Genomic DNA, 26,295 nt, shown 5'->3' on the forward strand with positions numbered 1-26,295 from the left:
TCGATGCGGCACCGGGGGCTCCCCGCGCCGCGCTGCGTTCGCGCATCCGGCGGGAGCAGCGCCCGCCGGATGCCGGGAAGACTGCTTTAGTGGGTCGTGGTCTGCATCGCTACTTTGCGCATGTCCTTGCGCATGACGATCGCCTTGGGCGTGCGTACGCCGATGCGCGCGGTGCGGGCGGCCGCGATGGCGCGCGGCGACGTCGTCACGGCCAGCGCTGCGTCGGGCTGTACGCCCAGCTGGTCGAGGACCACGGAATACGGGGCCTTGTGGCCGCGCGCTTCGAAATCGGCGCCCGTCAGGACGACGGAAAAGATGTGGTGCGCGGTGTCGCCGAAACGGCGGCGCAGCTGTTCGCCCGCCTGCTGGTGCGGCAGTTCGGAGATCAGGGCGCACGGCAGGCCGTCTTCGATCGCCTGGTCGAGCAGGCGCTCGGCGTCGGCCGGGATGTCCGTCGAACGGAATGCGGATAAGTCGAAGATGAACGCTTGTGCCGTCATGATGATCTCCTTTTGCAGGTCATTGTCGCTTGAATTGTTTTTACTATACGGCTGGGCGGGATAAAATAAAAATAAATCTTTATTAGAATTCGATAAGGTATAGCTTATGTATCCAGCCAGCTTCAAACAACTGCAGGCGCTGATGCTGGTGGCGCGTCACCAGAGCGTGTCGCGCGCGGCCGAGGCGATGCACGTCACGCAGCCGGCCGTGTCGCTGCACCTGAAATTGCTGGAGGAAGCGGCCGGCCTGCCGCTCACGCGCCGCCAGGGCCGCAACATCCAGATGACGGCCGCGGGCGAGCTGCTGGTGGGCTACGCGGAGCGCATCCTCGGCCTGTGGGAAGAGGCGGGCGACGAGATCGCGGCACTGAAGGGCGTCACGTCCGGTACGCTGCGCATCGGCGCCGTGATGACGGCGGAGCACCTGCTGCCGCCGATGCTCGTGCGCTTCACGACGGGCCGTCCGCACGTGCGCATCAAGCTGCAGGTGGGCTCGCGCCCGGAGGTGATCGGCATGCTGTCGCGCGACGAGATCGACCTCGCCATCATGGGCACGCCGCCGCGCGAATTCCCGACCAGCGCGAGCCGCTTCGCGCGCCATCCGATGGCGTTCTTCGTCGCGCCGGGCCACCCGCTGCTGGCAAAGGACAACGTGACGCTGGCCGACATCGCCGCCCACAACCTGCTCGTGCGCGAACGCGGGTCGGGCACGCGCGCGGCGATCGAGCGGCGCTACGAGGAAGAGGGCGTGGCGCTGGCGATCAGCTCGGAGCTGTCGAGCAACGAGGCGATCAAGCAGATGACGGCGGCGGGGCTGGGCGTCGCCTTTTTGTCCGTCCACGCGTGCACGCTGGAAGTGCGCAACCGGCTGCTCAGCGTCCTGCCGGTGCCGGGCGTCGTCGTGCAGGGGGAATGGCACGTGATGCACAAGGCGGCGCGCGCGATTCCGACCGTGGCCGCGTCGTTCCACGAATTCATGGTGGAGCACGGCCAGCAGGTCATTTCGGACGAGCTGGAAAACCTGGCCTGGCCGCGCCGCGACCCGGCGTGACGGACGTCATTGAAATGGCTGCGGCGGGGCGAAGAACAACCTTCCCACCTTCTGCAGGCCGGCGCTCAGTTCGATCCTGTTGATATCTGCCGTCGCATCGATTGTCCATTCGCGGAACGCAGGACCGGACCAGGGAAATGCGGCCAGTCCGGCGCGGATCGCATCGCGGGTCAGGCCGGCGTCGAGCCGGCGCTGCCAGGCGGCGGCCCAGGCCGCCGTGTACGGGTCGCGCCCGTTGCTGGCCATCGAGCGCAGCAGGTTTGCGGCGCGGATGCCGTCACCGCGCCAGGCGTAGACGAGCGCCGCGGTACGGCCGAGGCCCCCCACGTCGCGGCTGCCGTGCCAGGCCGTCAGGACGTCGTCGATGGCGTCCTGGCCGGGATCGCCGCCGGCCATGATGTCGACGGACAGCTTGCCGAGTGCGGCGCCCGGCAGGGCGGGGGCGAGTTCGAGCGCGCGCGCGAAACGCCGCCGTGCCTCGGCCAGCCGCAATGTCCTGTCGGCGGCGCCGCCCCTGGCCAGGCGCAGGTGGGCCTGGCCCGCCAGCACATGCAGGTCCGCGTCGGCGTCGTCCTTGCGCAGCGCCGCGTCGAGGTAGGGCAGCGCGTCGGCGGGGCGGCCGGCGTCGATCAGCGCGCGGGCCACCGTGCGCTGCACCTGCACGCTCGCGGACGGACCCGGTGGCGGCGCCCCGTCGAGCACACGTTCGATCGTCGCCTGCCGGGCCGCGCCGGACGGGCACGATTTCAGCGCGGCCTCGGCCAGCAGGTAGTCGGACGACGCTTCCGGCAGGACATCGACGTTGACGACGGCGCGCGGCAGCCCCGGCCGGTCGACGTGCAGCACCTGCAAGCCTTTCAGGCGGTAGCGCCACATCGCCGCCGACAGGTCGTCCACGGGGATGCCGAAGCTCCGCTCGAACGCCTGCACGGACGGCACCCCATCATGGAACGCCTTCAGGTAGGCGCCCAGGCGGCGCCGGTTGTCTTCCGACGACAGGGCGTAGTGGACGAGCAGCCAGGACCGCGCCGCATACTCGACCTGTTGGCGCATGCGGCCGTCGGGGCCCACGCCGGCGTTCTCGTTCTGCTCCAGCACATCGCGGTAGTACAGGGCGTAGCTGCCCATTTCCCCGTCCAGCAGGCCGAAGTAGCGGCCGAGGATGGTCGGCCAGCGTCCGACCGCCATGCGGCTGTCCGTGAAGCGCACGGTCGAAAAATAGTGCGCGAAACCGTCGATGAACCAGGTCGGGGCCCGCAGGTCGGTGTGCCGGTACAGGAAATGCCGCGCATACGCCTCGAACAGGAATGACAGGCTGACGTTCAACGGATACCGGGCCAGCTTGTCGTTGTCGAGCGTGTCGATGGTCTCAAGCTGCGTACCGAATCCGGCCACACCGTCGTTGCAGCTGCTGTAGACGCCGACGGTTTCCCGCGACGGCGAACCAAGCCCGGCGCCCAGTCGGGCGAGATCGTCGAAGCGCGCCGTGTAGTAGAGCGTGATCCTGCTTTCCGGCCCGCCGGTCCTGGCATAGCCCTTCGTGTAGATGCGTAGCAGGTCGTCCAGCCGCTCCAGGTTGTCCAGCAGGCGCTGCGCTTCGTCCTGGCTGGTGTCGGAATACAGGATTACGTGCTGGCTCTCCGCACGGAACCATTTCGACGGGTTCCGCTGGGACGTGACGGTGATGCTCTGGACCGCATCGGCAGGGGAAGCGGCGACGGAACCGGCCGGCTCGGCGCCGGCGTGCAGAGCGACGAGGAGGCCGGCGGCAGCCAGCGCGACGGAGCGAATCGACATGACCTGTCCTTTCCCGCATGAGCCATGCCGGTGCACGGCCGGCAACGATTGTGACACGGTCTTTGTATGTTATGTCAATAAATGACTTGCCGGGTAGGCAACACCAATATATACTCCATATATGGATTGTATATGGAGCATATGATGGGCATCGTGAATATCGAAGACGAACTGCACGACCAGATCCGCAAGGCGAGCACGGTGTCGTGCCGCTCGATCAACGCGCAGGCCGCGTTCTGGGTCCGCATCGGCATGCTGTGCGAGCTGAATCCGACGCAGAGCTTCAACGAGATCATGGCGCGCGAGCTGAGGGCGGCGGGCGTCGTGCCACAGGCGCTCAAGGTGGCGTCATGACGAAGCGGCCGGAGGAGGTCGCGCTGATGGCGGCGGCCGGCAAGCTGCTGGCGGACGTGTTCGCACAGCTCGACCGGCTGGATCTCGCCGGCATGTCGACCATGCAGGTGAACGACCTGGTCGACGACTTCATCGTGAACACCCTCGGTGCGCGCCCGGCCAGCAAGGGCCAGTACGGCTATGCGTTCGCGCTGAACGCGTCACGCAACGACGTCGTGTGCCACGGCGTGCCGTCGCCGGCGGAGATCCTGCAGAGCGGGGACATCGTCAACTTCGACATCACGCTGGAAAAGAACGGCTATATCGCCGACTCCAGCAAGACATACCTCGTCGGCGAGGTGGCGGCGCCGGCGAAGAAGCTCGTGCAGGTGACGTACGAGGCGATGTGGAAGGGTATCCGCGCCGTGCGTCCCGGCGCGCGGCTCGGCGACGTGGGCCATGCCATCGAGCGGCATGCGCGCCGCCACGGCTATGCGGTCGTGCGCGAATACTGCGGGCACGGCATCGGGCGCGAGATGCACGAGCCGCCGCAGGTGCTGCACTGGGGCCGCCCGCAGACGGGCCTCGTGCTGCGCGAAGGGATGGTGTTCACGATCGAGCCGATGCTCAACGCGGGCCGCCACGCCGTGCGCACCGAGGATGACGGCTGGACGGTGCGTACGTGCGACGGCGCGCTGTCCGCCCAGTTCGAGCATACCGTGGCCGTGACGCGCAACGGCGTGCGCGTGCTGACCTTGCGGGCCGGGGAAACGATGATGGACTAATACGTTTCCGTGGGTCAATAGACACGTTACAACTTGATTTGTGGAATCTGACGTTTCCTGATGTTACTATTCAGGGCTACGTTTGGAGGAAGCATGGTTGTACGCCGGATATTGTTGGGCCTGCTGCTCGTCTGCCAGGCAGCCGTGGTCCAATCCGGCGAACCGTATGACGACTTCACCCGCGACTTGACCGTCATCCGCGAAGAGGCCTACGTCATGCCGCGCGCGGCGCTGCACCGGCTGGACGCGTTGCGGCAAACGCACACGGGACGCGAACTGGGCCACGTGCTCGTCGCGACGAGCCGCGCGTATTGGTGGCTGAAGGACAAGAATCGCGCCGTCGATGCGGCCCTCGGGGCCGAGCGGCTCGGCCGCGAACTGCACGACGACGACTTGCTGGCGCGGGCGATGTTGAGCCATGCGTATGCCTTGTCCATGTACGTGCACGACCAGGAAGCCGCGCGCCGGCTGATCCAGGGGGCCGCCCGGCTCGCGGACGATTCGGCCGACCCGTACCTGAAAACCCAGGCGCTCGTCACGCAGGGACTGCTGGCGGAAGAGGATGGCGACACGGCCAGCGGCATCGAATTCGTGACCCGGGCGGTGGACGTCGCGCGGGCCGGCGACGATCCGGACGCGCTGCAGATGGCGCTGCGCGAACAGGCACGCCTGCTGGCCGGCGTCGGCAAATACACCGACGCGCTGGCGCGCACCGACGAGATGATCGCCGCCGCCCGCGCCCGCGGCATTGCAGGCCAGCTCGCGCATGCGCGCCTCGCCGAGTACGCGACGGCCGCGCGCACGGGCAATCCGAAGCGGGCGGAGAGCGCGCTGAAGGCCGCGGTAGACCTTCTTCAAAAGCTCGATGCGCAGGAGCGCCTGGCGGTGCCGCTGGCGAACCTGGCGGAGCTCTACATGCAGAGCCGGCGCTTCGGCGAGGCGGAACGGGCCGCCGCTGCGGCGCTGCGCATTTCGCGCGCCGTCGGCGACGACTACGGCATCCAGCTCGCCACGTTCGAACTCGGACTCACGCAGATCTACTTCCGCAATATCGCCGAGGGCAGGGCCATGGCCGACAAGGCGCTCGAGGCGCTCAAGAACGACGACCAGTACGTTCGGATGCTGCTCAACTACGGCCATGCGCTGGGCCAGGTCGGTTTCGGCGAAGCCGCCCTGACGATCTACGAAAAAGCCGGCTCCGTGTCGCTGGCCGCGTGGCGCAAGGAAAAGCAGTTGTCCTACGAGGCGTTGCAGCGCGCCCGGGACAACCAGAAGAAGCAGAGCGAACTCGCCGCGCTTCACCACGAGAGCATGCTGAAGGCGGCGGACCTGCAGAACGCCCGGCGCCAGCGCAGCCTGTGGGTGGCACTGTGCGCGACGGCGGGCGTCGCCATCGTCATGATCGCCTTCCTGTACCGGCGCGTGGCGAAGGCGAACAAATCGCTGCAGCAGAAGAACGAGCAGCTGTTCCTGCAAAGTACGCGCGATTCGCTGACGGGGCTCTTCAACCGCCACTACTTCTACGAACAGGTCGTGCCGCATCACCACCGCAAGGCGGGCGCCGCGTCCGAACGGCGCGCCGGCGCGGAAGGGCGCACGGGCGGCGTGTTCCTGCTGATGGATGTCGACCGCTTCAAGTCGATCAACGACACGCTGGGCCATGGCGCGGGCGACGTCGTGCTGAAGAACGTGGCGGCCCGGCTCGGCGCCACCTTGCGCGAACAGGATGTTCTGGTGCGCTGGGGCGGCGAGGAATTCCTCGCCTACCTGCCCGGCATCGGCACGGACGAGGCCCGCCAGGTGTGCGCGCGCGTGCTCGCGGCCGTGGGCGGCACGCCGATCGCCCTGGACGACCGCGCGCTGAACGTGACGATCTCGATCGGCTTCTGCCCCAAGTCCCTGAACCCGGGCGACGTCGATCCGGACTGGGAGCAACTGGTCCATCTCGCCGACCTGTGCCTGTACGCGGCCAAGCAGGGCGGGCGCAACCGGGCGGTGGGCATCCTCGACGCCGCCGTGCTGGCGCCGTACGTGATCGCCGCGGCGGATGCGGACCTGACGCGGGCGGCCGCGGACGGCGTGCTCGCGCTGGCGACCGTCATGGGGCCGGCCGCGCCGCCGGTCCGGGCGGCCGCCTGACTGCCGTCGTCAGGACTCCCAATATCCCGCCGTGTTGTACACCGCCTTCAGGTGGTCGATGAAGTGCCGGATCTTCGCCGGTAAATAGCGCTGCTGCGGGAACACGGCCTGGATCGGGTAGTTCCCGACCGCGTAGTCGTCCAGCACCGTCACGAGTTCCCCGCGTTTCAGCTCGGCCTGGATCTCCCACGTGGAGCGCCAGCCGATGCCCAATCCCTGTTTCACCCAGTCGAACAACAGCTCGCCGTCGTTGCACGCGAGGTCGCCGTCCACGCGCACGGCGAACAGCTTGCCGTCGCGCTGGAACGTCCAGCCGCGCTGCTGGCCGCCCTGCAGGTTGAAGGCGAGGCAGTTGTGGCGCGCGAGATCTTCCGGTGCGCGCGGCACGCCGTTGCGCTCGAAGTAGTCGGGCGTGCCGCACACGACGCGCCGGTTCGGGAACAGCGGAATCGCGACGTAGTTCGGGTCCGTCACCTCGCCGATGCGGATCGACATGTCGTAGCCTTCGCGCACGAGGTCCACGACGCTGTCCGTGAAGTTGAACGACATCTTGAGTTCCGTGTGGATGGCGCGGAAGGCGGGCGCGTGCGGCGCCACGTGCTTGCGGCCGAACGCGGCCGGCGCCGACACCACCAGGTGGCCGCGCACCGTGCTGCGGCCCGCGCTGATGCTGTTTTCCGTGATGTCGAAATCGCGCAGCAGCTGGCGGCACGGTTCGATGAATTGTTCGCCCAGCGCCGTCAGCGTCAGGCCGCGCGTCGAGCGGTGCATCAGGCGCACGCCGAGACGTTTTTCGAGACCGTCCAGGCGGCGGCCCATGACGACGGGCGTCACGCCTTCCGCCAGGGCGGCGCCGGCGAAACTGCCCTTTTCGGTGATGAGTACGAAACTGCGTATTTCGGTGTAGCGGTCCATGCCTTTTATCCCATTCAATACTTAAAGTATCGACAGAGCCGATAATAGCAGCAATTCAACTTGCCGTGGGTTATGGCTATGCTGGGTCATCAGTCCAAGACTAACCATAGCAACGGAGGAGAACATGGCCCGAATGAGAGCAATCGACGCAGCGGCGGAAGTGCTGCGCAAGGAAGGTGTGAGTACGGTGTTCGGCGTGCCCGGCGCCGCGATCAACCCGTTTTACTCGGCGATGAAGAAGAACGGCGGCTTCGAGCACGTGCTCGCCCGCCACGTGGAAGGCGCCTCGCACATGGCCGAGGGCTATACCCGCGCCAAGGCCGGCAACATCGGCGTCTGCATCGGCACGTCGGGTCCGGCCGGCACCGACATGATCACGGGCCTGTACTCCGCCTGGGCCGATTCGATACCTATCCTATGCATTACGGGCCAGGCACCCCGTGCCCGCCTGTACAAGGAAGACTTCCAGGCCGTCGACATCGAGTCGATCGCCAAGCCGGTCACGAAATGGGCCGTCACCGTGCGCGAGCCGGACCTGCTGCCGCGCGTCGTCCAGCAGGCATTCCACCTGATGCGCTCCGGCCGTCCGGGCCCCGTGCTGATCGACCTGCCGTTCGACGTGCAGGTCGCCGAGATCGAATTCGACATCGACACCTACGAACCGCTGCCGGTCTACAAACCCGCCGCGACCCGCGCCCAGGCCGAAAAGGCGCTGGCGATGCTGAACGCCGCCGAGCGTCCGCTGATCGTCTGCGGCGGCGGCGTGTTCAATGCCGACGCGGCCGCCAGGCTGCAGGAATTCGCCGAGATCGTCGGCGTGCCCGTGATCCCGACCCTGATGGGCTGGGGCGCGATCCCCGACGACCACCCGCTGATGGCCGGCATGGTCGGCCTGCAGACGTCGCACCGCTACGGCAACGCGACGATGCTGGAATCCGACTTCGTGATCGGCATCGGCAACCGCTGGGCGAACCGCCACACCGGTTCCGTCGACGTCTACAAGAAGGGCCGCAAGTTCGTCCACATCGACATCGAACCGACCCAGATCGGCCGCGTGTTCGGGCCGGACCTGGGCATCGTCTCCGACGCCGGCGCCGCACTGGACCTGCTGATCGACGTGGCCAGCGGCATGAAATCCATCGGCGGCCTGCCGGACAGGAGCGCCTGGGTCGCGCAGTGCCAGGAACGCAAGCGCACGATGCTCCGCAAGACGCACTTCGAGAACAACCCGATCAAGCCGCAGCGCGTGTACGAAGAGATGAACCGCGCCTTCGGCAAGGACACGACCTACGTCAGCACGATCGGCCTGTCGCAGATCGCCGCCGCGCAGTTCCTGCACGTGTACAAGGAGCGCAACTGGATCAACTGCGGCCAGGCGGGCCCGCTGGGCTGGACCGTGCCGGCCGCACTGGGTGTCGTGGCATCCGGCGCCAAGACGGACGTCGTCGCGATCTCCGGCGACTACGACTTCCAGTTCATGATCGAGGAACTGGCCGTCGGCGCGCAATTCAAGCTGCCGTACCTGCACGTCGTCGTGAACAACGCCTACCTCGGCCTGATCCGCCAGGCGCAGCGCGGCTTCGACATGGATTACTGCGTACAGCTGGCGTTCGAGAACATCAACGCCCCGGAGCTCGGCTCCTACGGTGTCGACCACGTGGCCGTCGTCGAAGGCCTGGGCTGCAAGGCGATCCGCGTTCGCCACGTCGACGACATCCAGCCGGCGTTCGCCGAAGCGCGCCGCCTGATGGCCCAGCACCGTGTGCCGGTGGTCGTCGAGATCATCCTGGAGCGCGTGACCAATATTTCGATGGGCACGGAGATCGACGCCATCAACGAATTCGAGCCGCTCGCCGACCATCCGGGCGACGCACCGACCGCGATCCGCGCCTGAAGCAAGGAGAAAGACATGCCACGATTTGCTGCCAACCTGACCATGCTGTTCAACGAACTGCCGTTCCTCGACCGCTTCGAAGCGGCGCGCGATGCGGGGTTCAAGGGCGTCGAATACCTGTTCCCGTACGGCTTCGAAAAGGAGGCGCTGGCGGAACGCCTGCAGGAATTCGGCCTCACGCAGGTCCTGCACAACCTGCCGGCCGGCGACTGGGACAAGGGTGAGCGCGGCATCGCCGTGCTGCCGGGCCGCGAGGCCGAGTTCCGCGAGGGCGTCGCCCGCGCCATCGACTACGCGAAAGCGCTGAACTGCCGCCAGCTGAACTGCCTGGTGGGCATCGCGCCGGCCGGCGTCGACGAAGGCACCGTGCGCCGCACCCTCGTCGAGAACCTGCGCTACGCGGCGACGCAGCTGAAGCAGGCCGGCATCCGCCTGCTGATCGAGCCGATCAACACGTACGACATTCCGGGCTTCTACCTGAACACGACGCAGCAGGCGCTGGACCTGATCGACTCGGTCGGCGCGGACAACCTGTTCGTCCAGTACGACGTCTACCACGCCCAGCGCACGGAAGGCGAGCTGGCGAAGACGGTCGAGAAGCACCTGGCCCGCATCGCGCACATCCAGGTTGCGGACAACCCTGGCCGCAACGAGCCGGGCACGGGCGAGATCAACTACCCGTTCCTGTTCAAACACCTCGACCGCATCGGCTACGACGGCTGGATCGGCTGCGAATACAAGCCCGCCGCCGACACCCGCGCGGGCCTGGACTGGATCGCCAATTTCGCCGCTCAATTGGCCAACTAAGCAATACACGAAGGAGACACATCATGGCAAACATCGGATTCATCGGCCTGGGCATCATGGGTGCCCCGATGGCGGGACACCTCATCAACGACGGCCACACACTGTTCACCAACACCGTCGGCCCGACCCCGTCGGCCCTCGTCGAAGCAGGCGCCCGCGTGTGCCTGAACGGCGCCGAAGTGGCGGCGCAGGCGGACATCATCTTCGTCATGGTCCCGGACACCCCGCAGGTGGACGAGGTCCTGTTCGGCAAGGACGGCGTCGCCTCGGCCCTGACCGCCGGCAAGATCGTCGTCGACATGAGCTCGATCTCACCGGTCGCCACGAAGGATTTCGCCCGCCGCATCAATGCGCTGGGCTGCGAATACCTGGATGCGCCGGTGTCGGGCGGCGAAGTGGGCGCCAAGGCCGCGAGCCTGACCATCATGGTCGGCGGCAGCGAGGCGGCATTCGCGACGGTCAAGCCGCTGTTCGAAAAGATGGGCAAGAACATCACGCTCGTCGGCGGCAACGGCGACGGCCAGATCACCAAGGTCGCGAACCAGATCATCGTGGCGCTGACGATCGAAGCCGTCGGCGAGGCGCTGCTGCTGGCCGCCAAGGCCGGCGCCGATCCGGCCCGCGTCCGCGAGGCGCTGATGGGTGGTTTCGCCAACTCCCGCATCCTCGAAGTGCATGGCGAACGCATGGTCAAGCGCACGTTCGCGCCGGGCTTCCGCATCGACCTGCACCGCAAGGACCTGAACCTGGCGCTGACCACCGGCCGCCAGTTGGGCGTCGCGCTGCCGAACACCGCCACCGCGCAGGAACTGTTCAACACCTGCGCCGCGCACGAAGGCGGCAGCTGGGACCACTCGGCGATGGTGCGCGCGCTGGAGATCATGTCGAACTTCGAGATCGGTTCGTAGGGTGGGCACCACGTGCCCACGCGTTCAACCGGCTCGGGCACGGACGAACACTACGGCCATTCACGGTCTGGTTGAACGCGTGGGCGGAGAACCGCCCACCCTACAAAAGCCGTCCGATTCGAGGCGGCACTCGGGAACCAAATGGAGACAACGATGACTACGATGACCCCACGCGAACTGCTGGCCAGCATGTTCACCGCCGCCGTCGACGCGGCCCAGCCCGCGCTGTGCATCCCGCGCAACCTGCCGGCGCCACCGAAGGGCCGCACGGTGGTGATCGGCGCCGGCAAGGCGTCCGCCGCGATGGCGCAGGCGCTGGAACGCAGCTGGGCAGGGCCCTTGTCGGGCCTCGTCGTCACGCGCTACGGCTACGCCGTGCCGTGCGAGCGCATCGAAATCGTCGAAGCCGCCCATCCGGTCCCCGATGCCGCCGGCCGCGAAGCCGCCCAGCGCATGCTGCGCACGGTGCGCGGCCTGTCGGCGGACGACCTCGTGATCTGCCTGATCTCCGGCGGCGGCTCCGCACTGCTGCCGCTGCCGGGCGAGGGCGTCACGCTGGAAGACAAGCAGGCGATCAACCGCGCGCTGCTCGCCTCCGGCGCCAGCATCACCGAAATGAATTGCGTGCGCCGCCACCTGTCCGCCATCAAGGGCGGACGGCTGGCCGCGGCCTGCCACCCGGCGCGCGTGGTCAACCTCCTGATTTCCGATGTCCCGGGCGACAACCCGATGGACATCGCTTCCGGTCCCACGGTGGCCGACCCGACGACCTGCGCGGATGCGCTGGAAGTCGTGCGCCGCTACGGGATCGACCTGCCGGCGGGCGCGCGCCGCCTGCTGGAATCCGGCGATGGCGAGACGGTCAAGCCGGGCAACCGCCGCCTGGAACATGTCGAAACGCACATCGTCGCATCGCCGCAGATGGCGCTGGAGGCCGCGGCGGAAGTCGCGCGCAAGGCCGGCGTGACGCCGCTGATCCTCGGCGACAGCATCGAAGGCGAGGCGCGCGACGTGGCCAAGGTCATGGCCGGCATCGCCCTGCAGGCGCGCCGCCACGGCCAGCCGGTCGCGGGACCGTGCGTGCTGCTGTCCGGCGGCGAGACGACCGTCACCATCCGCGGCAACGGCCGCGGGGGCCGCAACGTTGAATTCCTGCTGGCGCTCGCCGTCGCGCTGGACGGCGCGCCGGACATCCACGCACTGGCCGGGGACACCGACGGCGTCGACGGCGCCGAGGAAATCGCCGGCGCGTTCGTCACGCCGGACACGCTGGCCCGCGGCTGGGAACGCGGCCTGCCGCCGCGCGCGAGCCTCGAGAACAACGATGCGCACACGTTTTTCCGGGCGCTGGGCGATTCCCTGATCACGGGGCCCACGCTGACCAACGTGAACGACTTCCGCGCGATCTACGTGGCCTGACCGCGCCCGCGAAAGAAAGACTTCCCTTTAGCGGGTGCGCCGCGGCGGCGGCGTACCCGTTTTTTTTAAGGATTAACCCATGCTACGCCAACGTCGTGCCCGCATCCTGGCCACCCTCGGCCCCTCCAGTTCCACCCCCGATCAAATCTACGCGCTGGCACTGGCCGGCGCCGACGTCTTCCGCCTCAACTTCAGTCACGGCAGCCACGACGACCACGCCGCGCGCTACAACATCATCCGCAGCGTCGAGCGCGACATCGGCCGGCCCATCGGCGTGCTGATGGACTTGCAGGGACCGAAGCTGCGCGTAGGCCGCATGGCCGGCGGCAAAGCCATGCTCGAAACGGGCAGCCGCTTCCGCCTCGACCTCGACGCGCTTGACGGCGACGCCACCCGCGCCGGCATGCCGCATCCGGAGATCTTCGCCGCGCTGCGCCCCGGCACCGACCTGCTGCTGGACGACGGGAAGCTGCGCCTGCGCGTGGACGCCTGCGGTCCCGACTTCGCCGAGACGACCGTGATGGCCGGCGGCGCGCTGTCCGACCGCAAGGGCGTCAACGTGCCCGGCGTGGTGCTGCCGATCTCGCCGCTGACCCCCAAGGACCGCGCCGACCTCGCATTCGGCCTGGAACTGGGCGTGGACTGGGTCGCGCTGTCGTTCGTGCAGCGCCCCGAGGACATCGTCGAGGCGAGGAGCCTGATCGGCGACCGTGCGTGGATCATGGCCAAGCTGGAAAAGCCGGCCGCGATCGACGCGCTGGACGGCATCGTGCAGCTTTCCGACGGCATCATGGTCGCGCGGGGCGATCTGGGCGTGGAACTCCCGCCGCAACAGGTGCCGGTGCTGCAGCGTCGCATCGTGCATGCGGCGCGCGCGGCCGGCCGCCCGGTCGTCGTCGCCACGCAGATGCTGGAATCGATGACGGCCGCGCCGGTGCCCACGCGGGCGGAAGTGTCGGACGTGGCCACCGCCATCTACGAAGGCGCGGACGCCGTCATGCTGTCGGCCGAATCCGCATCCGGCCAGTACCCGGTGCAATCCGTGGCCGTGATGGACAACGTGATCCGCGAAGTGGAGCAGGACCCGCGCTGGCGTGAAGGCCTCGATGCGAGCCACAAGCCGGCCGACAAGACGACGGCGGACGCCATCTGCTGCGCGCTGCGCCGCGTGACGAACCTTCTCGCGCCCGCCGCCACCGTGACGTACACCGCGAGCGGCGCGACATGCCTGCGCGCGAGCCGCGAGCGTCCTGTCGCGCCCATCCTCGCGCTGACGCCGAAGACGGCCATCGCGCGCAGGCTGGCGCTCGTGTGGGGCGTGCACCCGGTGCCGTTCGAGGAAGCGGAAGGCTTCGACCGCATGGTGGCGGACGGCGTCGCGGCCGCACGCTTCCACGGCCTGGCGGACGCGGGCGACGACGTCGTCGTGGTGGCCGGCTTCCCGTCCGGGCGTCCGGGCCGCACGAACCTGCTGCATGTCGTGCGCGTGGGCGAAGAACCGGCTGTGTGATGATCTGGTAACGTAGCGTTTTGTCCACTCAGGAGAAACGCATGAAGACCCAGCTGGAAAAAGCGCAGGCGTTCGTCGACCTGCACCGCCGCGGCAACTGCTTCGTCATCCCGAACCCGTGGGACGCGGGATCGGCGAAGCTGCTGCAGCATCTGGGCTACCAGGCGCTGGCGGGCACCAGCGCCGGCTTCGCGTTTTCGAAGGCGAAGACGGATCCGGCCATCACCATCGCGGAGATGCTGCCGCACCTGGCCGAACTGGCCGCGGCGACGGACCTGCCGCTGTCCGCCGACCTGCAGTCCGGCTTCGGCGATGCGCCGGAAGACGCGGCCCGCACGATCGTCGAGGCGGCGGCGACGGGCATCGTCGGCGGCTCCATCGAGGACGCGACCGACGACCCCGGACAGCCGCTGTACGACATCGGCCTCGCCACGGACCGCATCCGCGCGGCCGTGGAGGCGGCCCGCAGACTCCCCTTCAAATTCATGCTGACGGCGCGCGCGGAAAACTTCCGCGTCGGCCGTCCGGACCTCGCCGACACCATCCGCCGCCTGCAGGCTTACCAGGAAGCGGGTGCCGACGTGCTGTTCGCGCCGGGCATCGCGCGAAAGGAAGACATCGCGGCCGTTGTGCGCGCCGTCGACCGGCCCGTGAACTTCATGGCCGGCGCGCCGGGCCTGGGGTTGAGCGTGGCAGACCTGGCGGCGCTGGGCGTCACGCGCGTGAGCCTGGGCGCGTCGCTCGCGCGCGCCGCGTACGGGGCGCTCGTGCGCGACGCGCGCGAGGTGCTGGAGCAGGGCACTTTCAGCTATGCGGACCAGGCGCTGCCGGCGGCGGAGCTGAACCGCGTCTTCACGGCATAGCGGCGGCGCCGAATTCCACGATCCCCAGCCGCGCCGCCAGGTGCATCAATCGGAAATCATTGTCCGCCCCAGTTTCTGGCGCACGGACGTGAGGGTGTTCAGCACCGTCTTCGGGCTGACCGTGAGCTGGGCCGCGATGGCCTGTACGGATTCGCCGTGCACGAGCAGGCGCAGCATGTCGAACTCGCGCGGCGTCAGGCCGTCCAGCGGTGCCGGCGCCGCGGCCGCCGCCACGTCCGACGACAGCACGCGCGTCCCATGCAGCACGGCGCGGATGCCGGCGATGAGTTCTTCCGGCTCGCTGCGCTTGGTGAGATAGCCGTGCGCGCCGGCCTTCAACGCCTGGGCGACGTGGCCGGCGCTGTCGTGCATCGACAGCACGAGCACCCGCAGGCCCGGCTGGCGGGCGCGCATCCCGGCGATGGCTTCCAGGCCGCTGCTTCCTTTCAGGCTGAGGTCGACGATGGCGACGTCCGGCCGGACCTGCTGGACGAGCGCATTGGCTTCCGGCGCGCTGGCCGCTTCGCCGACGACGGCGAAATCGGGTTCGGCGCACAGGAGCCGGCGGTAGCCGCTGCGCACGACGGCGTGGTCGTCGACGAGGACGATGCGGATCATGCCGGCACCTCCACCGATTGCGTGGCCGGCAGCGGCAGCGTGGCCAGCAGGCGCAGGCCGCCCGCCGGACCGGCCACGAGCCGCAGCTGGCCGCCCGCCATGGCGATGCGTTCCGTGATCCCGAGCAGGCCCCCGTGCCACGTCGCGCCGTCGGCGGGCAGGCCGCGGCCGTCGTCGCGCACTTCCAGCACGAGACCGCCGCTGCGTACGGCGAGCCGCACGACGCACAGCGACGCGCCGCTGTGGCGCACGACGTTCGTGACGGCTTCCTGCACGACGCGGTAGACCGTCAGCGACAACAGCTCGCCGACGTCCGGCAGCTGCGTGGGCAGGTCGAGTTCGAAGTCGATGTCCGTGTGGCGCGTGCGCCAGCCCAGCACCAGTTCGCGCAAGGTCTGCGCGAGGCCGGCCGTGTGCAGGCCGTGCGGCCGCAGCGTCTTGAGCATCGCGCGCAACTGCTCGCTGCACGTGCGGACGTCGCGCCGCAGGTCCGTCGCGCATTCCGCCACCGCGGCGCGCGTCAGCACATTCGCGTGGCGCGCGATGTGGGTTGCCGTGACGTTCAGCGCCGTCAGTGTCTGGCCCATCTCGTCGTGCAGCTCGCGCGCCAGCACGCGCCGTTCGTCTTCCTGCACCGTGATCAGCTGGCGCGCCAGCGCGTGCTGCGCGCCGCGCGCGTCCGCCAGCGTGCGCGCGAGGTGGGCGATGGCGTCGGCCACGCGGCGGAATTCGCGCAGGGCGAACGCGGGCAGCGCGGGATCGGGTTCGCCGCGCGCCAGGCGGTGCAGGCCCGCCTCCAGCGCCCGCACCGGGGACAGCGCACGGTCAGCGCACCACCACGTCACGGCCAGGGTTGTACCGGAAAAGAACAACAGGGTGATCCAGATTTGCACAGTGTCGTGCAGGCGCTCGCCGATTTCCGACGCGGGATTCGGCGCGATGTAGAGCAGCTGGCCGCCGATGCGGATTGCCCGTTCGCTGCGGTCCGGCGGGGCGAAACCCAGCCACGCGGGGAGCGGATTCGCGGCGTTTTGCGGTGGCGGTTCGTCCGCCGTGCGAATGCTCAGGTGGCGCAGGCCGGCGCCGGCGAGCAGGGTGCGTACGGCGCCGGCGTCGTCCGCGCCGGTATTGCCGGCCGCCGCGAGCACGTTGACCAGGCGCGTGGAAGCGTCCACCTCGGCACGGATGTCGCTGCGGAGCGAATACAGTTGTATCAGCGTGGTCATGGCCAGCAGGCTGCCCAACAGCAGGCCCAGCGAGCCGATCAGACGGCGGCGCAAGTCCATGGTCCTCTCCTGAATGTTGTTTGCCTGTGTGTACGCAACTTCCATACCAGTCGGGATTTTTTCCCTGTCGCCGCCGCGGCGCCGCTGGAATAGTTCGTGCAAAAGACAACACGAGGAGACATCGATATGACCAGGATCGCACTCGCCGCCGCCATCGCGGCGCTCTGGCACGGCATCGCCGCGGCCGAACCGGCGCCCGCCATCGTGGAAGTCGTCGGCACGACGCCGCTGCAGGGCCCCGGTGTCGCGCGCGACCGGATTTCCGCGAACGTGCAGGCACTCGACGGCGAGGACATGAACGACCCGGGCGCCGCCACGTTGCCGGACGCGCTCAACCGCCGCCTGGGCAGCGTGTTCGTCAACGAGATCCAGGGCAATCCGTTCCAGCCGGACGTCAGCTACCGGGGCTTCACGGCGTCGCCGCTGCTCGGCACGCCGCAGGGGTTGTCCGTCTACGTGGACGGCGTGCGCATGAACCAGCCGTTCGGCGACGTCGTCAGCTGGGACCTGATCCCGCGCGCTGCCATCGCGACCCTTGCGTTGATGCCGGGTTCGAACCCGCTGTTCGGCCTGAACACGCTGGGTGGCGCGCTGGCCGTCCGCACGAAGGATGGCCTGCACGATCCGGGCAGCGCCGTACAGGCGCAGGCGGGCAGCCATGGCCGCGTCGAAGCCGTGTTCGAGCACGGCCGCCACGACGGCCGCGGGCTGCACTGGTACGCCACGGGCACGGCATTCCGCGACGGCGGGTGGCGCGACGACTCGCCCACGCGCCTCGGCCAGCTGTTCGGCAAGGTGGGCTGGCACGACGGCGTCTCGGACGTCGCCTTCAGTGCCGCACTGGCCGGCAGCCGCCTCACGGGCAACGGCCTGCAGGAGCAGCGGCTGCTCGACCGGGATTACGCCAGCGTCTACACGAAACCGGACGTGACGCGCAACCGCGCCTTGCTGCTCAACCTGACCGGCAGCCGCAAGGTCGCGGACGACGTGCTGTTGTCGGGGAACGCCTATTACCGTCACATCCGCACGACCACGTTCAACGGGGATTTGAACGACGATGACGATGGGCCGTTCGCTGCCATCGTCAACCGCACCGCAAGTACGCAGACGAATCATGGCCTGGGCGGCCAGGCCGAATTCGCCGGCAGGCTGACGGTCGGCGCGGGGTACGACGCGAGCCGCGCGGACTTCCGCCAGGGCGCGCAATACGGCGACCTGAATCCGGACCGCAGCGTCACACCGGTGGACGCCGTCGACGACGACATGGCCGTGGACCTCGTCGGCCGCACGCGCACATGGAGCGTCTTCGCGACCGACACGTTTGACGTGCGCCACGACCTGCACGTGACCTTGTCCGGCCGCTACAACCGGACGGCCGTCCACAACCGCGACCGCGTCAATCCGGGCGGCGGCAGCGGTTCGCTCGACGGCGATCATCGCTATGGCCGCTTCAATCCGGCGCTCGGCATCACCTGGTCGCCGTCGCGCAGGTTCAACGCGTATGCCGGCTACGACGAAGGCAGCCGCACGCCGACGGCCGTGGAACTGGGCTGCGCCGATCCGGCCAATCCGTGCAAGCTGCCGAACGCGATGGCGGGCGATCCGCCGTTGAAGCAGGTCGTCACGCGCACGTGGGAAGCGGGCGTGCGCGGGACGGTCGGGCGGGTGCACTGGAACGCCGGCGTGTTCCGCGCGACGAACGACGACGACATCCTGTTCGTGGCGGACGACGCGGCGGGCTTCGGTTACTTCCGCAACTTCGGCAAGACGCGGCGCCAGGGCATCGAGCTGGGCGTCGAGGGCCGCGCCGGGACCGTGACCGTGTCGGCCCACTACACGTATCTGCACGCCACGTTCGCGAGCGGCGAGACGGTGGGCGGGGAGGGCAACAGCAGCGCGGGCGCCGACGGCAATATCGTCATCCGGCCCGGCGACCGCATCCCCCTGATACCGCGCCATGTGTTCAAGGCGCGCGCGGAATGGCAGGTCACGCCTGCGTGGTCGGCGGAGCTGGGCGTGATTGCCGTGTCGGACTCGCCCGCGCGCGGTAACGAGAATGGCCGGCACCGCCCGGACGGCGTTGGGTACCTGGGCCAGGGTGCCACGCCCGGCCATGCCGTCTTCGACCTCGGAACGGCATTCCAGACGACGCCGCGCCTGCGTGTCTTCGCCCAGGTGGACAACCTGTTCGACCGCCGCTACTCGACGGCGTCGCAGCTCGGCACGACCGGTTTCGATGCCGCCGGCGCTCTCGCCGCGCAGGATCGCGTGCACTCGACGTTCCAGGCGCCCGGCGCGCCGCGCACAATACGTGTCGGCGTGCGCTACACTTTCGACTGAAAGCTCACACCCACAGCCGGTATATCCAGAACGACTCGTCCTCGACAAAGCGGCGCGCGAACTCCGCCGGCGTGAAGCCTGTGATGCGCCGCGCGACGCGCGTCATGTGGGCCTGGTCGGCGAAGCCTTCGTCCAGCGCCATGGTGGCCCAGTCGAAGGGCCGGCCGGCCTCGTGGCGGTCGCGCGCCGCGAAGAACAGGCCTTCCGTGCGCACGATGGACTGCCATTCGCGCAGCGAGCGGCCGCTGAACGACTTGATGCGGCGCTCGACCTGGCGCGGGCTGTGTTCGCGCCGCCATTCATGCGCCTGCCACGCGAGGCGCTCGACCCAGTGGCGCCCGAGCTGGCGCAGCGAGGGCTGGTCCGTATCGCGGCCGCGCAGCGCCTGCCAGCGGCGCGCGAGGTGGAATTCGAACACGTCGACGATGTCCTCGTCGCGGCTGGCGAGCAATGCGTCCCACAGCGGCGCCCACTCGCTGCCCATGACGTCGGCGGCGGGCAGGAAGAGGTCCTGCACGCGCGCGAGATCGAGGCCGAACAGCGCCCGCGCGGCATCCGCGTGGAACAGGGCCATGCACCCTCGGCCTGTTGTCGGCGCCCACGTCGTAGTGGGATGCGCCTGCGTGCCGGCGACCACGCACGCCGTGCCGAACGGCCGCCACACGGCAATCCCATCTTCCATGCGGACCTCGCCCGCGTCGATGTCGTGGTACCAGGACAGCGACACGAGCGGCGACGACGGGAAGTGCGACAGGCGCTGGACGTCGTTCATGGTCACGCTGCGGACGTCGCGCCCGACGACGGCGACCAGCGCGCCCTGCAACGATGCCGGCGGCAGGCGCAGCCAGTCGGTCGGCGGGCCGTCGGGTGCCGCACGCGGCGCACGCGCGAGCCGGTCGGGGCAGGGTGGCGTCATACGCCCAGCGCCGACAGGCCCGGCTCCTCGATCGCGGGCGCCGGCCGCGGATTGCCCAGCTGCGCCGCAGCCAGGACGCCCAGCGTGGCGATCGCCGCCTCGACCTTCGCATCCCAGTGGTGGCCGAAGTTCAAGCGGACGCAGTTGCGGAACTCGCCCCGCGCGGAAAACATCGGGCCCGGCGCCACGCTGATGTTACGCAGGCAGGCTTCCCGCTGCAGCAGCAGTGCGTCGACCCCCGCCGGAAACTCCACCCAGAGGAAGTAGCCGCCTTCCGGCCGGCTCGCCCTGGTCCCGGGCGGGAAATGGCGCTGCACGGCGCAGGACATCGCGGTTTGCTGCAGTGCCAGCGTGTGGCGCAGTTGGCGCAGGTGGCGGTCGTAGCCGCCCCGTGCGAGGTAGTCGGACAGGCCTTCCTGCACCGGCGCCGCGACCGCCAGCGTGCGCATCAGCTTCAGGCGCGCCACCTGGTCGCGGAACCGGCCCGGCAGGGCCCATCCCAGGCGGTAGCCGGGGGCGAGGCATTTCGAGAACGAGGAACAGTGCAGCACGAGCCCTTCCTGGTCGAAGGCCTTGGCCGGCGGAGGGCGGCGCGGTCCGAAATACAGTTCGCCGTACACGTCGTCCTCGATCAGCGGGACGCCCTGCGAGGCCAGCAGGTCGACAAGGGCGCGCTTCTTCTCGTCGGGCATCAGGCTGCCGAGCGGGTTCTGGAAGTTCGTCATGATCCAGCACGCGGCTGGCCTGTCCGCCGCCAGGGCCTGGGCCAGGCGGTCGAGGCAGATGCCGTCGCGCGGGCAGGACGGTACCTCGATCGCGCGCAGTCCCAGGTTTTCCAGCGCTTGCAGGGCGCCATAGAACGTCGGCGATTCGACGATCACGGCATCGCCGGGCTGCGTCACTGCCTGCAGGCACAGGTTGAGCGCTTCCAGCGCGCCGTTCGTGATGACGACGTCGTCCGGCTGCACCAGCGTCCCGTCGGCCATGTAGCGCGTCGCGATCTGGCGGCGCAGCGTGGCGCTGCCGGGCGTGATGTCGTCCACCGTGGACCACGGGTCCATCGTTTCCGCTCCACGTGCCAGCGAGCGGGCCAGGCGCGGCAGCGGATACAGCAGCGGGCTGGGGAACGCCGAGGCCAGCGGCACGACGGCGCGCGACTTGACCGATTCCAAGATCGAAAACACCAGGTCATTGATGCGCACCGGCAGCGCGCCGGTACAGCAGTTGCTGTGGATGACCGGCTCGGGCGGCAGGCTGGTGTTGCCTGCGGTTACGTAATAGCCCGACCGTTCGCGCGCGCGGATCAGGCCCCGCGCCTCCAGCAGGTAATAGGCTTCGAACACGGTCGACACCGACACGCCCCGGCTCGTGCTGATCTGGCGTACCGACGGCAGGCGGTCGCCGACGTCCAGCATGCCGCTCCTGATCGACGTGGCGATCTCTTCCGCCAGGAGCTCGTAACGCTTCATTGGAACCCTTCAATCTGCATCTGATATGGAAAAACGCGTCGCAACTGCATCTGTTTTATGACGGCGAGGTGACCAATAATCCTCATCGTGGCTTTTTTTGATTCAGCTCAATGAACATACCATGTCGACATCATCCGTAGCAATTTTTTCAAGCTCAGCCATTGCTTCCGATGGGGCGGGGCGGCTTGCCCGACTGGAGGACGAGATCGCGACCGCCCGCGCGGCACTCGACGGCATCGCCGAGGGCGTCGTGGTGGTCGATGCGAAGAACTGGCGGGTCCGCCAGATCAACGCCCCGGCGCTCGTCATGCTCGACCTCGACGGCGCGTTGCCGGGCATCGGCTTCGACGCCATCTGCCGCCGTCTGCGCACCGAGGACGGCAGCACGCCGACGCCCGCCGCGCTGCTGCTGGCGCCGCCGGAGGATGGCGCCTATCACTATGTGCGCGCCAATGGCATCGAGGTGCCGGTCGCGCTGCGCGCCACCCGGGCGCGCGTGGCCGGGCGCGACCTGCTCGTCGTGGCGCTGCGCGACGCGAGCGCGCGGATGCGCACGGCCAGCGAACTGGGCGCGGCCAGCACCCGTTGCGGCATCACATTCAACCAGGCCGCGATCGGCCTCGCCCATGTGTCGCTGGACGGCCGCTGGCGCCGTGTGAACGCCAGGCTCGCGGCCTTCGTCGGCTACACCGAAGCCGAGCTGCTGGCCATGACGGTGCAGCAGACGACCCACCCCGACGACAGCGGCAACGACGCGATCGCATACCGGCGCCTGCTCGACGGCGAGATCCCCTATACGACGCGCGAAAAGCGCTACGTCGGGAAGGATGGGGCGCCGGTCTGGGTCAGCGTCAACAGCTCGCTCGCGCGCGACGCCGACGGTACACCCCAATACTTCATCGCGATGGTGGAAGACATCACGGAGCGGAAGCGCGCGGAGCGCCGCATCCGTTACCTGGCCACGCACGATGCCATGACGGGCCTGCCCAACCGGGCCGGCCTGCAGCCCCACCTGGACGGCGCCCTGCGTGCCGCGCGTGCCAGCGGCCTGCGCGTGGGCGTCGCGTTCGTCGACATGGACAAGCTCAAACAGATCAACGACACCGGGGGCCACGAAGCGGGCGACCTGGCCCTGGTCGACCTGGCGCGCCAGCTCAGGGCCCAGGTGCGCGGCGAGGACCTGGTCGCGCGCATCGGCGGCGACGAATTCGTGATCGTGCTGTCCGACGTCGCCACGCGCGCCGACATCGCGGCCATCCTCGACCGCGTCGTGCGCGCGCCGGCCGCCGCCGCGTGCAGCATCGGCGTCAGCGTCTTCCCCGACGACGGCGAGGATGCGCGCACCCTGATCCGTCACGCCGACACGGCCATGTACCGCGCCAAGCATGCCGGCGGCGCGGGCTATGCATTCTTTCACTCCACGGACATTCCATGACCCACGACTCCCTTGACGACATCCTGCGCGACGGGGGCCTGCAGGCCGTGTTCCAGCCGATCGCCGCCAGCCGCGACCTCGACATCGTCGGGTACGAAGGCCTGATCCGGGGCCCGGCCGGCTCCGCGCTCGAGATGCCGGCGGCGCTGTTCGCCGCCGCGCGCGCCGCCGGCCGCCAGGCGGAAGTGGAACGGGCCTGCCTGCGCACGATCTGGTCGCGTTTCGCGGCGCTGGCGTTGCCGGGCAAGCTGTTCGCCAACACCAGCGCGGCGACCCTGCTCGCGCCCCGGGCGCTCATCGGCGAACTGGCCGGCCTCGGCATCGACGGCAGCCGCGTCGCGATCGAGCTCACCGAGGAACAGGCGGTGGGCGACCATGCCCGCCTGCGCCGGGTGGCACGCCGGCTCGGCCGCCACGGCTTCACGCTCGCGATCGACGACCTGGGGGCCGGGTACGCATCGCTGCGCCTGTGGCTCGAACTGCGCCCGGACTGGGTCAAAATCGACATGGTGTTCGTGCGCGGCATCGACCGCGACCCGGTGCGGCAGGCTTTCCTGGCCGCGATCCGCGACATCGCGCGCGCCTGCGGCACGCGGGTGATCGCGGAGGGCGTCGAGACGGAAGGCGAGCTCGCGAAGGTGCGCGAGCTCGGCATCGGCCACGTGCAGGGTTTTTACCTCGCGCGGCCGGCGGGCGTGCCGCCGCTGGACTTGCGCGCCTGCGAGAAGCGGGCCGCCTGACCGTTCGGCTCGACGGCCGCCCGGGCTAGCGTGCCGTTGCCTGCGTGGGCACCGCCGCCCACGCCGCGCGCGCCAGCAGCAAATCGGACACCAGCGCGACGGCGAGAGCGGCGGCCCCGATCTCCATCAACACGCGGTGGTCGCCCCCGGTCGCCGCGAAGATCCAGGAATACGCATAGCCGGCGAGCGCCTGGAACAGCGCGAAGATCGTCGTCGCGCGGCTCCACGCCGCACCTTGCGCCGGTACGTCCTGCGGCAGCGTGTGGCGGATGCGGCCGAGGGTCAGTGGCACGATGCCGGGCGGGTAGGTGCCGATGACGAACGTGGCCGCGAGCAGGCCGGCGAGGCCGTGCGCGAGCACCAGCACGGTCGCAGCGAGGATCTGCAGGGCCAGCGCGATGCGCGTGGCGGTGCCGATGCCGAAGCGGTCGCCCAGCACGCCGTACAGCATCGGCCCGGCCGTCGCGCCGAGGCCGTAGACGACCCAGAACAGTGCCGCCGTGTGCGTGCCCATGTGCAGGCCGCGGGCCACGTAGTCGACGAGGAACACCATCATCGGCACGAGGCCGACGGCCTTCAGCGCGTACTGTGCATAGATCAGCTTCAGCGCGAAGCCGGCATGCGCCGGTGCGCGGCCGCCGCCTGCCGCGGGTGCGGCGGCCGACGCTTGCGGCCACCAGCGCCAGCTGACGACGGTGAGCAGCAGCGACAGTACACCGAGGCCGGCCCACGTGGCGGCCAGACCCTCGTTCAGCAGCAGCGGGACGACGGTGCCGGACGCCGCGATGCCGAGGCCGAGTCCCAGGAAGATCGCGCCGCTGGCCACGCCGCGGCGCTCCGCCGGCACCTGCGGGAGGATGCTCAGCGCGGCCAGCACCATGATGATGCCGCCCGAGAGGCCCGACAGGAAGCGCCAGCCGAAGAACCAGGCGACGGACAGGGGCAGGGCGCAGGCGAAGAACGCGAGCGAGGCGAGTGCCATCATCAGCTGCAGGGTGCGGCGGCTGCCCAGGCGTGCGGCCAGCGGCCGGCCAGCCAGCGCACCCGCCAGGTAGCCGACGAGGTTGGCCGCGCCGAGGAACACGACGTCCTGCGCGGCGAACCAGTGCGCCTCGATCAGCGGCGGGATCAGGGGCGTGTAGGCGAAGCGTGCGAGGCCGATGCCGACCAGGCTGGCGCACAGGCCGGCGAGGATGGCGCGCGTGGCAGCGGCGCGGTCGAGGGTGGTGTCCATGCTGGATCCTTGTGGGTGGCTCATGTTTGACAGGTTAGTCAAACTTGACAGGGCTGTCAAGGATGCCGATAATCGGGGCATGGCAGGCACAAAACAATTCGATGAAGACGAGGTGCTCGACCGCGCCATGCTGCTGTTCTGGCGGCGCGGTTTCGGCGCCACGTCCATGCAGGACGTCGCCCAGGCGACCGGTGTCCTGCGCGGTTCGCTGTACCACGCGTACGGCGACAAGCAGGCGCTGTTCCTGCGCGTGTTCGGGCGTTACCGGACGTGGTTCCTCGCGAGCTTGCGCTCGGCCCTGGACGCGCCTTCGGCCGAGGAAGCGCTGCGGCGCTATCTGCGGTTCGCGATCGAGACCATCACGGCCGTCGACGACGATGAGGTGACGCGCGGCTGCCTGACGACCAAGACCGCGACGGACGAGACGGCGATGGACGACGCGATCCGCGCCGCATTGCGCGGCCTGCTGGACGACGTGCAGGGGGCGCTGGCAGACCGCCTGGCGCAGCCCGACGCCGCCGGTCGGCTCGCGCTGCCGCCCGCCGCGGCCGCGCGCCTCATCACGACGACGACACGTGGCATGGTCGTGCTGGAGCGCGTGTACCGCGACGTCGGCCAGCTGGAAGCGGTGGCGGACGACCTGTTGCGGCTGATGTTCCCGCGCTAGTCAGCTGAGGTCGTGCAGGTCCTTGCCGAGGGCCGGCCCCAGTGCGAACTCGCTGAAGGACACTTCCAGCCCGGCGCGCTGGGGCGTGCAGCACATCGGCCCCACGAGATACCGTGGCGCAGCCGGGAAGGGCGCCAGGCGCAGCATCGGCCAGGTGTTGCCGTCCGCCGAGTACTGGACGCGGATGACGCCGACGTCGACCGTCACGCGCAGCCAGAAACTGTCGCCGAACGAAGGGGCGGGCGCGACGGCCCAGTCGGACGTCCCGTTCGTCAGCACGGTGCTGAGCAGCGCCTGGCCGTCCGAGAACTCGACGCCCGCCTTGATCCAGCGCTGCTCGTCGATGCGGACCATGAGACCGGCCTGGTCGTACAGTTCGGAGAACGCCGCGCGTACGCGCACCTGTGCTGTGAACCCGTCGGTAGCGGGCGCGCCGAAGAAGTGGCCGTTGTCGCGGATGAAGCCATAGTTCGTGATCCGCCAGAAATCCGTGTTCTCTCCGGTGACGACGTGCAGCGTGCCGTTGTCGATTCGGTATATCGGCGGTTTGTTGTGCCAGGTGCAATGGGTAAATGGTTCGGTAATCATGTAATCTGTCCTGTGGTCGGATAGTCGTGCATATCCGGTCAATGTTCGGAATGTCCAGCATAACGAGAAGATGGATTCGGG

General features: G+C 69.0%; 23 protein-coding genes. 14 read left to right on the forward strand and 9 right to left on the reverse strand.

Features of this window, described 5'->3' with window-relative positions; all coding sequences use genetic code 11:
- Positions 1 to 86: 86 nt before the first annotated feature.
- Positions 87 to 500 carry an HAD family hydrolase gene (locus P0M04_RS23000; protein ID WP_259449460.1) on the reverse strand — a complete coding sequence of 138 codons (414 nt, stop codon included), beginning with the start codon at positions 498 to 500 and terminating at the stop codon, positions 87 to 89.
- A gap of 106 nt (positions 501 to 606) precedes the next feature.
- Between P0M04_RS23000 and P0M04_RS23005 the strand changes: the two genes are divergently transcribed.
- Entirely contained in the window at positions 607 to 1,551 is a 945-nt protein-coding gene (locus P0M04_RS23005) for a LysR family transcriptional regulator (protein WP_259449459.1), read from the forward strand.
- Positions 1,552 to 1,557: 6 nt separating this feature from the next.
- On the opposite strand, the gene P0M04_RS23010 is transcribed toward P0M04_RS23005, so the two are convergent.
- Positions 1,558 to 3,348: a bacterial transcriptional activator domain-containing protein gene (locus tag P0M04_RS23010; protein WP_259449458.1), complete on the reverse strand. Its 1,791-nt coding sequence runs from the start codon at positions 3,346 to 3,348 to the stop codon at positions 1,558 to 1,560.
- 144 nt (positions 3,349 to 3,492) lie between these two features.
- On the opposite strand from P0M04_RS23010, the gene P0M04_RS23015 reads away from it, so the two are divergent.
- The 3 genes from P0M04_RS23015 to P0M04_RS23025 all read left to right on the forward strand — a co-directional run bounded on the left by P0M04_RS23015 (position 3,493) and on the right by P0M04_RS23025 (position 6,605).
- The gene (locus P0M04_RS23015) at positions 3,493 to 3,702 is read left to right on the forward strand and encodes a ParD-like family protein (RefSeq protein ID WP_056124858.1); all 210 of its coding nucleotides are present in this window, start codon (positions 3,493 to 3,495) and stop codon (positions 3,700 to 3,702) included.
- On the forward strand, positions 3,699 to 4,466 hold the full coding sequence (map, locus tag P0M04_RS23020) for a type I methionyl aminopeptidase (protein WP_259449457.1): 768 nt from the start codon (positions 3,699 to 3,701) through the stop codon (positions 4,464 to 4,466). Before P0M04_RS23015 ends, map begins: the two co-directional genes overlap by 4 nt.
- 93 nt (positions 4,467 to 4,559) lie before the next feature.
- A complete protein-coding gene (locus tag P0M04_RS23025; protein ID WP_259449456.1) occupies positions 4,560 to 6,605 on the forward strand; it encodes a GGDEF domain-containing protein in 2,046 nt (681 codons plus the stop codon).
- Positions 6,606 to 6,614: 9 nt separating this feature from the next.
- Here P0M04_RS23025 and P0M04_RS23030 read toward each other — a convergent pair whose 3' ends face one another.
- Positions 6,615 to 7,520, reverse strand: a complete 906-nt coding sequence (locus P0M04_RS23030; protein ID WP_259449455.1) for a LysR family transcriptional regulator — start codon at positions 7,518 to 7,520, stop codon at positions 6,615 to 6,617.
- Between the two features lie 124 nt (positions 7,521 to 7,644).
- On the opposite strand from P0M04_RS23030, the gene gcl reads away from it, so the two are divergent.
- From gcl to P0M04_RS23060, 6 genes are all read left to right on the forward strand, one after another.
- Entirely contained in the window at positions 7,645 to 9,414 is a 1,770-nt protein-coding gene (gene gcl / locus P0M04_RS23035; protein WP_259449454.1) for a glyoxylate carboligase, read from the forward strand.
- Between the two features lie 15 nt (positions 9,415 to 9,429).
- Positions 9,430 to 10,221, forward strand: coding sequence for a hydroxypyruvate isomerase (hyi, locus tag P0M04_RS23040; RefSeq protein WP_259449453.1), 792 nt, complete (start codon positions 9,430 to 9,432; stop codon positions 10,219 to 10,221).
- A gap of 23 nt (positions 10,222 to 10,244) precedes the next feature.
- Positions 10,245 to 11,129, forward strand: coding sequence for a 2-hydroxy-3-oxopropionate reductase (locus P0M04_RS23045; protein WP_259449452.1), 885 nt, complete (start codon positions 10,245 to 10,247; stop codon positions 11,127 to 11,129).
- A 153-nt stretch (positions 11,130 to 11,282) separates the two neighbouring features.
- On the forward strand, positions 11,283 to 12,548 hold the full coding sequence (locus P0M04_RS23050) for a glycerate kinase type-2 family protein (RefSeq protein ID WP_259449451.1): 1,266 nt from the start codon (positions 11,283 to 11,285) through the stop codon (positions 12,546 to 12,548).
- A 79-nt stretch (positions 12,549 to 12,627) separates the two neighbouring features.
- Positions 12,628 to 14,058 carry a pyruvate kinase gene (pyk, locus tag P0M04_RS23055; RefSeq protein WP_259449450.1) on the forward strand — a complete coding sequence of 477 codons (1,431 nt, stop codon included), beginning with the start codon at positions 12,628 to 12,630 and terminating at the stop codon, positions 14,056 to 14,058.
- Positions 14,059 to 14,099: 41 nt separating this feature from the next.
- Positions 14,100 to 14,921 (forward strand): isocitrate lyase/PEP mutase family protein, encoded by an 822-nt coding sequence (locus P0M04_RS23060; RefSeq protein WP_259449449.1) that lies wholly within the window; start codon positions 14,100 to 14,102, stop codon positions 14,919 to 14,921.
- A 45-nt stretch (positions 14,922 to 14,966) separates the two neighbouring features.
- Here the strand turns inward: P0M04_RS23060 and P0M04_RS23065 are convergent, their stop codons facing one another.
- Positions 14,967 to 15,539 carry a response regulator transcription factor gene (locus tag P0M04_RS23065; RefSeq protein ID WP_281042077.1) on the reverse strand — a complete coding sequence of 191 codons (573 nt, stop codon included), beginning with the start codon at positions 15,537 to 15,539 and terminating at the stop codon, positions 14,967 to 14,969.
- Positions 15,536 to 16,825, reverse strand: coding sequence for a sensor histidine kinase (locus tag P0M04_RS23070; protein ID WP_259449447.1), 1,290 nt, complete (start codon positions 16,823 to 16,825; stop codon positions 15,536 to 15,538). The genes P0M04_RS23065 and P0M04_RS23070 overlap by 4 nt, the downstream gene beginning before the upstream one ends.
- Positions 16,826 to 16,951: 126 nt before the next feature.
- On the opposite strand from P0M04_RS23070, the gene P0M04_RS23075 reads away from it, so the two are divergent.
- Positions 16,952 to 19,165, forward strand: a complete 2,214-nt coding sequence (locus P0M04_RS23075) for a TonB-dependent receptor (protein ID WP_259449446.1) — start codon at positions 16,952 to 16,954, stop codon at positions 19,163 to 19,165.
- 4 nt (positions 19,166 to 19,169) lie between these two features.
- Here P0M04_RS23075 and P0M04_RS23080 read toward each other — a convergent pair whose 3' ends face one another.
- Positions 19,170 to 20,081 (reverse strand): helix-turn-helix transcriptional regulator, encoded by a 912-nt coding sequence (locus tag P0M04_RS23080; RefSeq protein WP_259449445.1) that lies wholly within the window; start codon positions 20,079 to 20,081, stop codon positions 19,170 to 19,172.
- Positions 20,078 to 21,550, reverse strand: a complete 1,473-nt coding sequence (locus P0M04_RS23085) for an aminotransferase-like domain-containing protein (RefSeq protein WP_259449444.1) — start codon at positions 21,548 to 21,550, stop codon at positions 20,078 to 20,080. The genes P0M04_RS23080 and P0M04_RS23085 overlap by 4 nt, the downstream gene beginning before the upstream one ends.
- A 121-nt stretch (positions 21,551 to 21,671) precedes the next feature.
- On the opposite strand from P0M04_RS23085, the gene P0M04_RS23090 reads away from it, so the two are divergent.
- Positions 21,672 to 22,985 (forward strand): diguanylate cyclase domain-containing protein, encoded by a 1,314-nt coding sequence (locus tag P0M04_RS23090; protein ID WP_259449443.1) that lies wholly within the window; start codon positions 21,672 to 21,674, stop codon positions 22,983 to 22,985.
- The gene (locus tag P0M04_RS23095; protein ID WP_259449442.1) at positions 22,982 to 23,725 is read left to right on the forward strand and encodes an EAL domain-containing protein; all 744 of its coding nucleotides are present in this window, start codon (positions 22,982 to 22,984) and stop codon (positions 23,723 to 23,725) included. Before P0M04_RS23090 ends, P0M04_RS23095 begins: the two co-directional genes overlap by 4 nt.
- A gap of 25 nt (positions 23,726 to 23,750) precedes the next feature.
- Here P0M04_RS23095 and P0M04_RS23100 read toward each other — a convergent pair whose 3' ends face one another.
- Positions 23,751 to 24,959 carry a YbfB/YjiJ family MFS transporter gene (locus tag P0M04_RS23100; RefSeq protein ID WP_259449441.1) on the reverse strand — a complete coding sequence of 403 codons (1,209 nt, stop codon included), beginning with the start codon at positions 24,957 to 24,959 and terminating at the stop codon, positions 23,751 to 23,753.
- Positions 24,960 to 25,038: 79 nt separating this feature from the next.
- Between P0M04_RS23100 and P0M04_RS23105 the strand changes: the two genes are divergently transcribed.
- Positions 25,039 to 25,626: a TetR/AcrR family transcriptional regulator gene (locus tag P0M04_RS23105; RefSeq protein WP_259449440.1), complete on the forward strand. Its 588-nt coding sequence runs from the start codon at positions 25,039 to 25,041 to the stop codon at positions 25,624 to 25,626.
- On the opposite strand, the gene P0M04_RS23110 is transcribed toward P0M04_RS23105, so the two are convergent.
- Positions 25,627 to 26,214 (reverse strand): DUF1349 domain-containing protein, encoded by a 588-nt coding sequence (locus P0M04_RS23110; RefSeq protein ID WP_259449439.1) that lies wholly within the window; start codon positions 26,212 to 26,214, stop codon positions 25,627 to 25,629.
- Positions 26,215 to 26,295: the final 81 nt, after the last annotated feature.

The organism is Telluria mixta (assembly GCF_029223865.1).
GTDB classification, from domain to species: domain Bacteria; phylum Pseudomonadota; class Gammaproteobacteria; order Burkholderiales; family Burkholderiaceae_D; genus Telluria; species Telluria mixta.